Source organism: Waterburya agarophytonicola KI4 (assembly GCF_020640915.1).
GTDB classification, from domain to species: Bacteria; Cyanobacteriota; Cyanobacteriia; order Cyanobacteriales; family Xenococcaceae; genus Waterburya; species Waterburya agarophytonicola.
The window spans coordinates 54,194-66,409 of record NZ_JADWDC010000006.1 but is presented as its reverse complement, the minus strand read 5'-3'; the positions used below and the strand labels follow the sequence as shown (position 1 = coordinate 66,409).

The 12,216-nt window shown below is 39.3% G+C and carries 12 protein-coding genes; 8 read left to right on the top strand and 4 right to left on the bottom strand.

Annotated elements, in window-relative coordinates:
* The first annotated feature begins 168 nt into the window (after positions 1–168).
* Positions 169–789, top strand: coding sequence for a precorrin-8X methylmutase (locus I4641_RS03820; RefSeq protein ID WP_229639139.1), 621 nt, complete (start codon positions 169–171; stop codon positions 787–789).
* Positions 790–794: 5 nt separating this feature from the next.
* Here I4641_RS03820 and I4641_RS03815 read toward each other — a convergent pair whose 3' ends face one another.
* Together I4641_RS03815 and dapB are read right to left on the bottom strand one after the other, a co-directional pair.
* Positions 795–1,496, bottom strand: a complete 702-nt coding sequence (locus tag I4641_RS03815) for a DUF8619 family protein (protein ID WP_229639138.1) — start codon at positions 1,494–1,496, stop codon at positions 795–797.
* Positions 1,497–1,539: 43 nt separating this feature from the next.
* Positions 1,540–2,367 carry a 4-hydroxy-tetrahydrodipicolinate reductase gene (gene dapB / locus I4641_RS03810; RefSeq protein WP_229639137.1) on the bottom strand — a complete coding sequence of 276 codons (828 nt, stop codon included), beginning with the start codon at positions 2,365–2,367 and terminating at the stop codon, positions 1,540–1,542.
* 241 nt (positions 2,368–2,608) lie between these two features.
* Here dapB and I4641_RS03805 point away from each other — a divergent pair, with 241 nt between their 5' ends.
* A complete protein-coding gene (locus I4641_RS03805) occupies positions 2,609–3,973 on the top strand; it encodes a GspE/PulE/PilB domain-containing protein (RefSeq protein ID WP_229639136.1) in 1,365 nt (454 codons plus the stop codon).
* Positions 3,974–4,169: 196 nt separating this feature from the next.
* On the opposite strand, the gene I4641_RS03800 is transcribed toward I4641_RS03805, so the two are convergent.
* Together I4641_RS03800 and I4641_RS03795 are read right to left on the bottom strand one after the other, a co-directional pair.
* Complete coding sequence (locus I4641_RS03800; protein WP_229639135.1) at positions 4,170–4,385, bottom strand: hypothetical protein; 216 nt, start codon at positions 4,383–4,385, stop codon at positions 4,170–4,172.
* A 64-nt stretch (positions 4,386–4,449) separates the two neighbouring features.
* Positions 4,450–6,213, bottom strand: a complete 1,764-nt coding sequence (locus I4641_RS03795; RefSeq protein WP_229639134.1) for a S8 family peptidase — start codon at positions 6,211–6,213, stop codon at positions 4,450–4,452.
* Between the two features lie 268 nt (positions 6,214–6,481).
* On the opposite strand from I4641_RS03795, the gene I4641_RS03790 reads away from it, so the two are divergent.
* The 6 genes from I4641_RS03790 to rsmI all read left to right on the top strand — a co-directional run bounded on the left by I4641_RS03790 (position 6,482) and on the right by rsmI (position 12,199).
* Positions 6,482–7,798 carry a hypothetical protein gene (locus tag I4641_RS03790; RefSeq protein ID WP_229639133.1) on the top strand — a complete coding sequence of 439 codons (1,317 nt, stop codon included), beginning with the start codon at positions 6,482–6,484 and terminating at the stop codon, positions 7,796–7,798.
* Between the two features lie 19 nt (positions 7,799–7,817).
* Positions 7,818–8,414 (top strand): 3-isopropylmalate dehydratase small subunit, encoded by a 597-nt coding sequence (gene leuD / locus I4641_RS03785; RefSeq protein WP_229639132.1) that lies wholly within the window; start codon positions 7,818–7,820, stop codon positions 8,412–8,414.
* A 223-nt stretch (positions 8,415–8,637) separates the two neighbouring features.
* Positions 8,638–9,939 carry a glutamate-1-semialdehyde 2,1-aminomutase gene (gene hemL, locus I4641_RS03780; RefSeq protein WP_263858117.1) on the top strand — a complete coding sequence of 434 codons (1,302 nt, stop codon included), beginning with the start codon at positions 8,638–8,640 and terminating at the stop codon, positions 9,937–9,939.
* A 615-nt stretch (positions 9,940–10,554) separates the two neighbouring features.
* Entirely contained in the window at positions 10,555–10,758 is a 204-nt protein-coding gene (locus I4641_RS03775) for a hypothetical protein (protein WP_229639131.1), read from the top strand.
* Between the two features lie 172 nt (positions 10,759–10,930).
* Positions 10,931–11,335: an ExbD/TolR family protein gene (locus I4641_RS03770; protein ID WP_229639130.1), complete on the top strand. Its 405-nt coding sequence runs from the start codon at positions 10,931–10,933 to the stop codon at positions 11,333–11,335.
* 27 nt (positions 11,336–11,362) lie between these two features.
* The gene (gene rsmI, locus I4641_RS03765; RefSeq protein ID WP_229639129.1) at positions 11,363–12,199 is read left to right on the top strand and encodes a 16S rRNA (cytidine(1402)-2'-O)-methyltransferase; all 837 of its coding nucleotides are present in this window, start codon (positions 11,363–11,365) and stop codon (positions 12,197–12,199) included.
* Positions 12,200–12,216: the final 17 nt, after the last annotated feature.

The following is a 12,216-nucleotide window of genomic DNA, read 5'->3' as shown; positions in this document are numbered from 1 at the left end:
ATCATAGGTAGCTATAACTTTATCTGAACTTTTGTATCTATTTCAGGTTTTTATAGTTACGTTAGATTTCTTATAACTTTCAATTGATGATTTGCACATATTACACAACAATAGTAGTTGTATTTTCGCTAAATTATCAAATTTAGCGATAAATTAACTTAAAAATAAATGGATATACGTTTTACCAACGCTTCGTCTTTAGCCAGTATAGATTATCAAATTGAAGACAATCGGCGCGATCTTTCCCCCTCTCAATATGAAATCATTCGTCAGGTTATCTATCATACTGCCGATTTTGAATATTATTCTCTACTGGAATTTTCCGAAGATGCACTAACCTCAGGCTTTAATGCCTTAACGGGTGGTTTGCCCATTATAGTAGATGTTCCAGCAATTCAAGTCACCATCGTTCCCAAATTACAGCAGACTTTTCACAATCCCGTTTATTGCTGTGGGACAACAGGTAAAGAAGTCGATTTTAGCAAAACTAAAGCAGCTTTTGGTTTGTTAAGTTTAGCCAAAGATCGCCCCAGGAGTATTTTCGTAATCGGTCAAGATGGATTTGCCTCCAGTACCTTAGTCGAGTTGATCGAAAACGAAGAAATCTTTCCCAGTTTGGCGATTGTAACGGCTCCTTTATCGATCGCACCAGATGTTCGCGAATACCTCAAATCAGCCTCTGTTCCAACTATCCATGTTAATAGTCCTAAAGGCGGTGCAACAGTTGCTTCTGCCATTGTTAACGGTCTGATAGATCTGGCTTGGCGAGCCACTATCAATAACGATTAATTATTTTAGCGATCGCGACGCTTGATGTTTGGGTTGCGGGTTCGGCGATTGACTCTGGGGGGAGTCATTCCCCCTAGTTGACGACTGACTTCTAGAAAAACGTCTCGTTGGATATAAGGATATTGTCCTACCCAAAGATTTTGCCTGGGGATATAGGCATCAGAAATTTTATCGATCTCTCTCAAATCCGACTTATTAGAAAGCAAGAGCAATTCAGCAGTTTGTCCTGGTTTAATCCCTTTGTAGATTCGTTGGAGAGGAGCTTGAACTTCAACTTCAAAACCAGTTTCATCTCCTAATACCAAGTTGATCCAACGTTCGCGATTTTCCAGAATGACTAATTCCCCTCGCTGATTGACCGTTTCTTCTTCTCCAATCAATTCTTCTGTCAGAAATATTTCTAAAACTTTACCCCGCCAAAAGCCACCATATTTAAAACGACGATTAGCAGCATTACGGAGACTCGCTTGATAGACAGGAAGCCATAACCAGTAAAACGCAGCAATACCGCCAACGAGAAAGATCAACGCTTCCCCGCGATCGCCAAATAGCAGATCTAAAATCAGGATAACCACAATTGCTACTACTGAGATCAGCAATCGATTGAGCAAATCCGACCATTTACCCCAATAATAGGCATACTGTTGTCCTGTGGCAATCAAGGGAACTAATTGTTCTAATTTCTCTCTGGTTAATGGCTTCAGCATAAAATAATCTTGATAGGATTTGAATTTTAATGAAAAAATTTAATTAAATTATTTTTTCTAAACCATAAACTAAAGATCTAAGTTCAGTCACCTTCCGAATAGAGAGTAATACCCCAGGCATATAGCAAGAGCGATCGCTAGTATCGTGACGGAGAGTATAAAGTTCTCCAGGAGAGCCAAATAAAACTTCTTGGTGAGCAATCAAACCAGGCAAACGAATACTATGAATGGGTATATTTTGCTCTGCCGTAGCACCTCTAGCACCAGCCATAGTCTCCTTTGATGCTACTTTAGGCGGATTAAAGGGTTTGCCCATTTCCCCTAGCATTTGAGCCGTTTTAATCGCAGTACCGCTAGGAGCATCCGCTTTGCGATCGTGATGAAGTTCGATGATTTCTACGTGGTCAAAATATTTAGAGGCAGTAATTGCTGCTTGCTGGAGCAAGACTATTCCAATAGAAAAATTAGGGATAATCAGCGTACCCGTACTGGCTTTTTCGGCAAATTCCTCCAAATCCTTGAGTTGTTTGTCGCTCAAGCCTGTCGTACCAATTACGGGACGAACTCCATAGGCGATCGCACTACGAGTATTTTCATATACACTATCGGGATGGGTAAAATCTACCATGACCCCCTGGACTTTTTCTTGAGTAGCCAAAACCAAAACGCTTTGTAAATCGTTGAGTACGGGAACTTCTAACGCCCCAATACCAATAATTTCTCCTATATCTTGACCCAAGTATTCGGGATTGAGGTCTACAGCACCAACCAACATCATATCTTCAGCTTGGGATACGGCTTTAATTACTTCCCGACCCATTTGACCTAAAGCACCATTAACTACTACGGGAATCGGCGATTTTTCTGTCATTTGTATCAATATCTATAAAAGTCCTTAGAGGAATTATTTTAGATCGAATCGAGAACTACTAACCCTGTCGAGAACTAGAAAATAAAAAGCAAACCATATTTATATATTTGCTAATCTTTTGCTTTGATTTGGGTAAATTAAGATTGTCCCGCACTATCGGTGGTAGTTATGAGTATTTTCTATCAGAAATTTTAAAGCGTAAGTTTTCAACTAAATATTATTTATTTTTTTAATCGGCACAATGTCTCAATTTAATAATAGCTCTCACTATTCTGACGATATTCCAGCAGCAATGTTCGCTGACTGTCTTGCTAATAGTAAAGAAATTCTCGAGCTAATTGATGCAGTTTTTCCTGTAGATTCTTGTCGGCATTATCAAGTTCTTCCTTTAAATTTAGAAAGCAATAATTTAGTTCTGGGAATGTTAGATCCCAGTAACGAAGAATCATTAAAGTTTGTCAACTCTATTGCCAAGGTCTTTAAATATAATTTACAACTGAGACTAATTGATGCACAAACTCTTCAAATAATACTTGCCAGCTATCCCCAACATTCCAACCAGCCAGTCAGACAAAATGGCAATGGCGATCGACAAAAAACCGTAATCGATGCCACAGTTATCGATCAAGCTTTCGATCCTAGCAAACACTCTGCCATCAATAATGCTTCGAGCAGAAAACTAGCTGATTCTGCACCAACAGTTATTTCTCCATCTGACGAACAATTATCTTCCACAGAAAATAATAGTTTTCAAGGTTTAGAAGATTTACCCCCAGACTTGGATTTTCTCAGAGATTTGGATCTATCTCCCTCAGAAAAATCTAAGCCTTCTAGACCCGAAGTAGATAAAACAGCAACCCTTTATGAAATTCCTCCAGAGTTCTTAAATCAGCAGCAGTCAAACAATTTAGATACCAAACAGACAATTATTGCTGAAAATACTACGGAATTATTAGCCTCCAAAATTTCTCAGAGTGAATCAGAAATTGCCTTGGCTCAAGCACAAATTTCCGATTTGATTGCAGAAGTTTCTCCTCAAATAGTGGAAAAAGAAGAGCTTCAATCAGTTGATTTTTTAGACGAATTAAAATCGAATCTATCTTGGCAAAAACTATTAGAACAAGCTTTTGAATATCACACCGAAGAAATTAATTTAACTCGCCATAGTAGTTACGGTAGTGTTGTGGCGCAACAAAAAAATTCGCCCCAATCCTCTCTCAAACAAGTTCCTTTGCCAATTTTTTGCTCTTTGATTGACGAAATCAAGCGTATGGCAAAGATTCCCTTGGATATGTCTAATCATCCTAAAAAAGTTGTTCTAGAAAGGTTTTATCAGCAAGAAAGAATTTTACTCCGTCTAGCTTTCTCTGTAGAAAACCAAAAGGAAATAGTCACCGTGCAAATTTTTAGAGGTAAGAATTTGGCAGTCTACGAACAACAGCAGATGGATAAAGTAAGCGAGCAGGCTTTATATCTGGCAAAACAATTGGAGAAAACTCTCAGAAGAATTCAAGCTTGCTTTGATTTGGCTGAATTTACTAATCTTAGAGAATTACAGATAATTCAAAGCAGAATCAATCATCAGTTGAGACTTTTGGATAAATAACCCTAAGTACAGGACAAAACTTGAAAGAGGTTACAAAAAAAGGGTTTCATGAAAAGTAACCAAACTTTCAGAGAAACCCTATGAATAATATTAACTTGCTCCGTCAAACCTTAAAGCCTTATCTAAAAATGGCATGAAGCAAGGTTGAGCTTTCTCGCTCTATTTCTAATTTCCTTTCCATAGACAAAATTAATCTTTATAAAATTTCATGGGATTGAACTTCTAAAACCTTGCCAATCATTGCCATTGTCATGACATCTTCGCGGATTTTGCCTTCTATTTCTACCTTGATTCCTTCTTGTTCTAATTCTGGGGGGCAGTCTTTTAACTCGTAGGTTGTATTGTCATCTGTGACTAATGTCCAAACACCAAAACCAAAACCCTTCTTTTCTATTTTGCCTATAACTTTCATCTTGATCATTTTATTTATATGAACCTTTTAGGGACGTTTCGCCAAACGCCCCACAATCTTATGATTATGCTCGTTGTGTTTCCTTTTGGCTGGCTATATATGCCAAACCAACACAGAGACAAGCATTAATTAGCAAATATCCTTGTGCAAATAATCCCGTACCAAAGAGCCACAAATTTGGCTCGGTGAAGGCTGTAACTGCCAAACAAGCAGCTACTCCAATACTAGAGCCGATGGCAAACCATTTAAGGCGAGGATTACCAATGAGGAGGATAATTAAACCCAAGGGAATCAAGACACTGGCAAATAAAGGATTGAGACTACTATTACCCAAAACTACATTACCTAATTCAGGAATAGAGCTACCAGCTAGGCGCATGGGCCATTGTGGGAGGTCAAACCAGTATAAACCTTGGAGGAAGAATAAACCCGAACTACCAAAAATCAAACCGCCATTTAAACCCAGTGTAAAAGGTAAATAGTTGCGTAAAAACCAAGCTAGTAAATAAGAACCAATTACCATTCCTAGTTTGGGTAATAACGCTACCGCACCGCCATCGATCCAAAAACCAAGGTTGAGATAGCCACTCTTACGCAGCCAACGGAAGAAATCATTGAAGGTAATTTTGCCTTTGAGGGCTAATTCTACTGCTGCACCTGCATCAAGATATCCCGAACCAAAATGGTTGAGGCTATCTTCTTGTACTTTACGTGAAGATTGTTTTAAGATATCTCGCACTTGATCGGGGCTATCTATTCCCGTCGCCCGAATTAAGGCTGCTACACCCGCAACGTGAGGTGCTGCCATGCTAGTACCTTGGAAACCGACAAACACAGATTCCCCAGTGCGAGGATCGACGGTATTTTGAATGATTTTGCCTGTTTCACTCCCTCCAGGGGCAGATATATCAACAGCTGCACCAAAGTTAGAATAGGGGGCTTTTGCTCCTGCTGAGTCGATCGCGGAAACGCTGATAACATCAGGATAGCGAGCGGGATAGGAAGAGGCGTTACGATTTTCATTACCCGCAGCAGCCACAATTACCACCCCTTTATTATGGGCGTATTTAATTGCTTCTTCCATCATGCTACTAGCACCACCACCACCTAAACTCATGTTGATCACATCCGCACCATTATCGGCGGCAAATTTGATCGCTTCGGCAATGTCTGCAATCGTCCCGCCACCACTAGCAGCAAGAACTTTGAGGGGCATGATATTGGATTCGTAGGCAATTCCCGCTACACCATAGCCATTATTGGTAGATTGGGCAATTGTCCCCGCTACATGAGTACCGTGTCCTTGGTCGTCACCAGCATCATCTTTATCATTGACAAAGTCATAACCTTTAACAAACTTGGTTAATTTGAGATCGGGTACTTTACTTACTCCCGTGTCAATTACTGCAACGGTAATACCTCCTCCTTTGGTTTCATCCCAAGCTTTTTCAAGATTAATATTGCGGAAATTCCACTGTTTGCTGTATTCAGGATCGTTGGGAACTTCTAGGGCATGATATAAATAGTTGGCTTCTATATATTCTGTATCTTTATTTAAAGGGGATTTCTTTAATTCTTTAAGAGTTTTTTTATCTCCTTCTACTATATAAATGCGATCGCTGATGGAAAAAACGCTGTTTAAATTAACCTGTTGATTATATTTATCAGAAAGCCCTTTAATTTCGTCGCTAATTGTAGCGATGGGGACTTCTTCTTTAAAATCTAAAATAATGGAATTAAATTCTCCTTGTTGTGCTAACCCTTTGAAACTTAATAGAGAAAACCCCAGTCCCAAAACAAACAAGCACAGTAGCACTAGTTTTTTCATAGCTAATGATTGATAATTTTATTGGCTTATCTACTAAGATAACGTAACTTTAAAGCTAACAAATATGTTTTAAGCGATCGCAATCAAGTGATTTTTATTAGATAAAGTCTAGTGTGAATTAAATTCTATTGAGAAGGCAAAGACTGAAAAGTAAGAACATCCATTCCTACTCCAAAAAATTTCTAAGACTCTACCCCTTCATGCTATCTCCAATGAAGAAAAGATAGAATAGGATGTAAGTAAATATTACCCTTCCCCTCAATCGGAAATGATCCCCAACCCGAAAATTCTCAAGTCCATTGAAAAGCTAGACTATCGAGTTACGGTAGGCGACGTAGCAGCGCAAGCAGGGCTAGAACTTAACTTTGCTCAAGAAGGGTTGTTGGCTTTGGCTAGCGAAGCTGGAGGGCATCTCCAGGTAGCAGATTCAGGAGATGTGGTTTATTTATTTCCCAAGAATTTTAGGTCGATTTTACGCAATAAATACTGGCAATTGCGTTGGCAACAAACTTGGGCAAAAATCTGGAAAGTCTTGTTTTACATTATTCGGATTTCTTTTGGTATTGTTTTAATAGCATCCATAGCATTGATGATGGTTGCTATTATTGCCATTGTCATTGCCATGAATTCTAGTAATGACGAAAGAGAAGGTGGCAGAGGGCGCAGCTATGGTGGGGGAGGTTTCTTTATGCCTCGCTTCTGGATTGGCGATATTTTCTGGTGGTTCGATCCTGGTTACAATCGCCGTCGTCTTCAACGCAGAAGAGAGACATCGGGTAACTACCAAATGAATTTTCTCGAATCAGTGTTTTCTTTTCTCTTTGGAGATGGCGATCCTAATGCAGATTTAGAAGAAAACCGTTATTCCGCTATTGGTTCGGTAATTCGCGCGCATAAAGGAGCAGTGGTAGGAGAGCAAATTGCCCCCTATGTAGACAAAGCAGATGAAGATGAAGACTACATGATTCCTGTGTTGAGTCGCTTTAATGGCTATCCTGAAGTATCTCCTCAAGGTCAAATAGTTTATTATTTCCCCGAACTTCAAGTGATGGCTAGCCAAAGAGGAACTCAGTCTATTTCTTCTATGGGTTATTTGCAAGAAAAACCCTGGCTTTTTAGTCAAGCCAACGGTAATCAAATTACTATGGCTGCGGGATTGGGAGTATTAAATATTATTGTCGCTTTTGTTTTGCAATCTTTATTACAAAATGGTGCGATCGCGGAGATTATGTCAGGACAAAGTGGCGAATCACTGGTAATGTTTACTGCATCAATTTTCTGGCTACTCTTGAGTTATGGAATTTTATATCTCTCAATTCCTTTAGTGCGCTATTTTTGGATTAAAGGGCGTAACCCCAAAATAGCAAATCGCAATGAGGCTAGAGAACAAAGAGCGATCGCTTTAAAAAAACCCAGTCAATCTCTACAACAAAAAATATCCTATGCCAGTCAGTTTGCTCGACAAAAAATAATTGGACAGAAAGATATTACCTACACTACCGAAGACGATTTATTGGATCAAAATCTGAGAGATCGAGATAAAATCGATCGCGAGTGGCAACAAAGATTAGAATCAGATTCATAAATTAGTAATTAATATAATTATGAGTGAAGTTAAAGCATTATCAGGAAAAGCGATCGCAGTTATGGGAGATGATATCGACACAGATCGCATTATTCCCGCCCGTTATTTACGCTGTGTAACTTTTGACGGTTTAGGAGAACACGCCTTTGCCGACGATCGCATTCAATCCAATGGAGAACACCCTTTTGATAATCCCGATCGCCAGGGTGCAAGTATTTTAGTTACTAATAACAATTTTGGCTGCGGTTCATCCCGAGAACACGCCCCTCAAGCACTATCTAAGTGGGGAATAAAGGCAGTTATCGGTCAAAGTTTTGCTGAGATCTTTTTTGGTAATTGCGTGGCTATTGGCGTTCCTTGTGTCATTGCTTCCCCCGAAGAAGTAAAACAATTACAAGCCTTAATTGACGAAAATCCCCAAACTGAAATTACCGTCGATTTATCCAACATGGAAGTAACCAGCGAAAACTTTTCTATTCCAGTTCAAATGAACGAAGGTTCGCGCCAAATGTTCCTCAACGGCACATGGGATAATTGCGGACAGCTTGTTAATAATGCCGAAAGTGTCAAAGTCACCGCTACCAAACTACCTTACGTAAACTGGCAAACTGCTTAATTTAACTTGCTCGATCGCAAATCGATCAGTTTAGCTTGTCATTAGTCATTGGTAAGAACGTCCCTACCGAATAATTAAAAAATCTTCATATTGTGACCTATTTATGATTCAACATCCGTAGGATAATAAAAGGTCATTGACTTTATACGTCTTTACTAAAACTTAGATCTTTATTTTAAAGATACTTTAACTTACACACTCACTTTAATTAAAGGAGAACATATTGGTTTCTACAACTTCCTTTAAAACAGCTAAATCAGAAGAAATTTTTAGTGCCGCTCAAAAATTAATGCCTGGTGGCGTTAGTTCGCCAGTAAGAGCTTTTAAATCGGTTGGCGGTCAACCTATTGTATTTGACCGTGTAAAAGGTGCTTATATTTGGGATGTCGATGGCAACCAATATATAGATTATGTCGGTACGTGGGGTCCTGCAATCTGCGGTCATGCCAACCCCGTGGTAATTGAGGCTTTACACGCAGCTTTAGAGAAAGGCACTAGCTTTGGCGCGCCCTGTGCTTTAGAGAACGTCTTAGCGGAAATGGTAATCGATGCCGTTCCCAGTATTGATGTAGTGCGCTTCGTCAACTCTGGTACAGAAGCTTGTATGTCGGTTTTGCGCTTGATGCGAGCATTTACTGGCAGAGATAAAATCCTCAAATTTGAAGGCTGCTATCACGGTCATGCAGATATGTTCCTCGTGAAAGCTGGTTCTGGTGTAGCAACCCTCGGTCTACCTGATTCTCCTGGAGTACCTAAATCTACTACTGCCAACACTTTAACAGCACCCTATAACGACCTAGAAACAGTTAAAAAGTTATTTGCTGAAAACTCCGACGAAATTGCAGGGGTTATTTTAGAACCAGTAGTCGGGAATTCTGGATTTGTTACCCCCGATGCGGGTTTCCTTGAAGGCTTGCGCGAGATTACGAAAGAACATGGCGCGTTGCTCATTTTTGATGAGGTTATGACTGGTTTCCGCATTGCTTACGGTGGCGCGCAAGAAAGATTTGGCGTAACTCCAGACTTGACTACTTTGGGTAAAGTCATCGGCGGTGGTTTGCCTGTAGGTGCTTATGGCGGGCGTGCAGATATTATGTCTATGGTTGCCCCAGCAGGACCTATGTATCAAGCTGGTACTTTGTCTGGAAATCCTTTAGCAATGACTGCGGGAATTAAAACCCTAGAATTGTTGAGTAAGCCTGGTACTTACGAGCAATTAGACCGCGTTACGAAAAAACTATCTCAAGGCTTGTTGAACGCAGCCAAAGAAGCGGGTCATGAAGTGACTGGTGGTAGTATTAGTGCCATGTTTGGTATGTTTTTCACTGGTCATGAAGTTCATAACTATGATGATGCTCAAACCTCAGATATGAAGAAATTTGCTCGTTTTCATCGCGGTATGTTGGAAAGAGGTGTTTATCTCGCTCCTTCTCAATTTGAGGCTGGCTTTACTTCTCTAGCTCATACTGACGAAGATATCGACCGCACTATCGCCGTAGCGAAAGAAGTTTTGGCTGAAATCTAGATTTGACAAGATCTTGAAGTAATTTGTCCATTATTTTTTTGGGAATCCCATATTCTGCACCTGTCTTGGGAATATGTCAATCTTACTTAAAATGCCCCTGTCATGAATGATGGGGGTTTTTCTCTTAAAAATTAATAGTTGCTTAATATCTTTATATGTATTTATTTCCCGATTTTATGAAGTACAAGGCATAATAGTAAGTAAAATTACGGGTAAGACTGAGGTTTATATAAACTAATTTGCGTTTATACGTATTTTCAAGGGATCTTGATGTTTCTTAAAATTACTTTATAAAAGTAGCTTAAAAACAGTTTGTCATCCTAGTCAAGCCGATCAACAGGTAAAACTAAAGTTTGACCATCTCGTCTGATAATTGTCGACTACTTTACGAATTAATTATCTTTGTGAGCTTAGCACTGTCAGTAGAGCGATCGAAGTTACAGGAAAAATACTCAATTTTTATTAAACTTTAATGATAATTAGATAAACGTATCGATCGATAGGAGAGCATTTTAAAGTTCTTGGCTCACTTTTTTAATTTATTTAATTTTATTTATATATGCCTAGAGTGATTTTATCAAAAAGAATATAGTAATCAGGAGTTAATAATTAATTATGAAACTTATACGTGAAATAGTAAAACAAGCTATAAATACAGGGTATTTGACCTTAGAAGCAGAAGAAAAACTGCGTCATATGTTAAAAGACAAATACGAACTAGAAGATTTAGAAGCGTTTATCGATTTGCAACAGGCAGCTATGGTGGGTATGGTCAAACAAGAATCAAGAGAATTATTAGCAGCTAGTAGAGAGATTTAATCGGTCTAACTTGTGACTTTAATCATAATCTTGCCACAAGTTCAAAATAGAATCATCAGCTTGCCGAGAATTCAAAACAGTAAATTAATCTAAAAAATCCAACAAAATTCCTTATCTCTTATTAGGGTTAGAATAACAAAAAATTCGCCAACATAAATGATAATCGATCGCTATGCGTTTATTAGAAGAACCCGATCTACCACCCACAATCAATATTTTGCCAATGATCGATGTGATCTTTGCAATTTTGGTGTTTTTTATTGTCTCCAGTCTTTATCTAACTCGTTCTGAAGGTTTACCCGTCAATTTGCCCCGCGCCAGCACTACAGAAGTACAAAAAACCAAACAAATAACCGTTAGTTTGGATAGTGAGGGTAAGTTAAGTATCGACAGTAAGGCAACTCAAATATCACAACTAAAGACGGAAATAGAGAAATTAATCCAAAGTGGCGATACAACCACTGTAGTTATTAATGCTGATAAAACCGTAGAACATGGTTTAGTAGTAGATGCGATCGATCGCATTAGACAAATACCCAAAATTCAACTTGCGATCGCCGCAAAAAAGCCAGATTGATCGATCGCAAGAAGTAAACAGTAAACTATGATGACTTTGGAATTAGGCAAGCTCTATTTAGTCGGTACGCCCATTGGTAATCTTGAAGATATTACCCTCAGAGCTATTCGCATTCTAACAGAAGTCGATCTGATTGCTGCCGAAGATACCCGTCACACGGGTAAATTGTTAAAGCATCTCCAAATTAGTACTCCCCAAATTAGCTATCACGAACATAGTCCCCATTCTCGCATTGAAGAGTTGACGAATAAATTGCAACAAGGACACAATATAGCTCTCGTGACAGATGCAGGAATGCCTAGTATTTCCGATCCTGGGGTTAAATTAGTTTCTGCTGCGATCGCTTTATCCATACCTGTTATTCCTATTCCTGGGGGTACAGCTGTTATCAGTGCCTTGGCTGCATCGGGCTTGCCAACGGATAAATTTATTTTTGAAGGGTTTCTACCTACAAAAGAACAAGAGCGTCAAGCAAGATTGGCATTGTTACGGAGTGAAACTCGAACCGTGGTTTTATACGAAGCACCCCATCGTCTAATTAAAACCTTAACAGATTTGGCTACCGCAGTAGGAGAAGAACGAGAAATTGTTTTAGCGCGGGAATTAACCAAAATGCACGAAGAGTTTTGGCGGGGAAATCTGCAACTTGCGATCGCTTTATATGCTCAACGCCAACCAAAAGGAGAATATACCTTAGTGCTTCAAGGTGCAAAAGAGAGTAATCTAATTATGTCAGAAGAAGAGCTTAAAGTAGAATTACAACAGTTGCTAGAGAGTGGCATGACGCGATCGCAAGCCAGTCGTCAATTAGCTAAATCCACCAACCTATCGCGACGAGAAATCTATCAATTGGATTTATGTTGACACTCGGGCGAGCGAAA

Bases quoted from the DNA above. Each gene is read 5' to 3' on its own strand.
- I4641_RS03820 (WP_229639139.1), top strand. From the start codon at position 169: ATGGATATACGTTTTACCAACGCTTCGTCTTTAGCCAGTATAGATTAT.
- I4641_RS03815 (WP_229639138.1), bottom strand. From the start codon at position 1,496: ATGCTGAAGCCATTAACCAGAGAGAAATTAGAACAATTAGTTCCCTTG.
- dapB (WP_229639137.1), bottom strand. From the start codon at position 2,367: ATGACAGAAAAATCGCCGATTCCCGTAGTAGTTAATGGTGCTTTAGGT.
- I4641_RS03805 (WP_229639136.1), top strand. From the start codon at position 2,609: ATGTCTCAATTTAATAATAGCTCTCACTATTCTGACGATATTCCAGCA.
- I4641_RS03800 (WP_229639135.1), bottom strand. From the start codon at position 4,385: ATGAAAGTTATAGGCAAAATAGAAAAGAAGGGTTTTGGTTTTGGTGTT.
- I4641_RS03795 (WP_229639134.1), bottom strand. From the start codon at position 6,213: ATGAAAAAACTAGTGCTACTGTGCTTGTTTGTTTTGGGACTGGGGTTT.
- I4641_RS03790 (WP_229639133.1), top strand. From the start codon at position 6,482: ATGATCCCCAACCCGAAAATTCTCAAGTCCATTGAAAAGCTAGACTAT.
- leuD (WP_229639132.1), top strand. From the start codon at position 7,818: ATGAGTGAAGTTAAAGCATTATCAGGAAAAGCGATCGCAGTTATGGGA.
- I4641_RS03775 (WP_229639131.1), top strand. From the start codon at position 10,555: ATGAAACTTATACGTGAAATAGTAAAACAAGCTATAAATACAGGGTAT.
- I4641_RS03770 (WP_229639130.1), top strand. From the start codon at position 10,931: ATGCGTTTATTAGAAGAACCCGATCTACCACCCACAATCAATATTTTG.
- rsmI (WP_229639129.1), top strand. From the start codon at position 11,363: ATGATGACTTTGGAATTAGGCAAGCTCTATTTAGTCGGTACGCCCATT.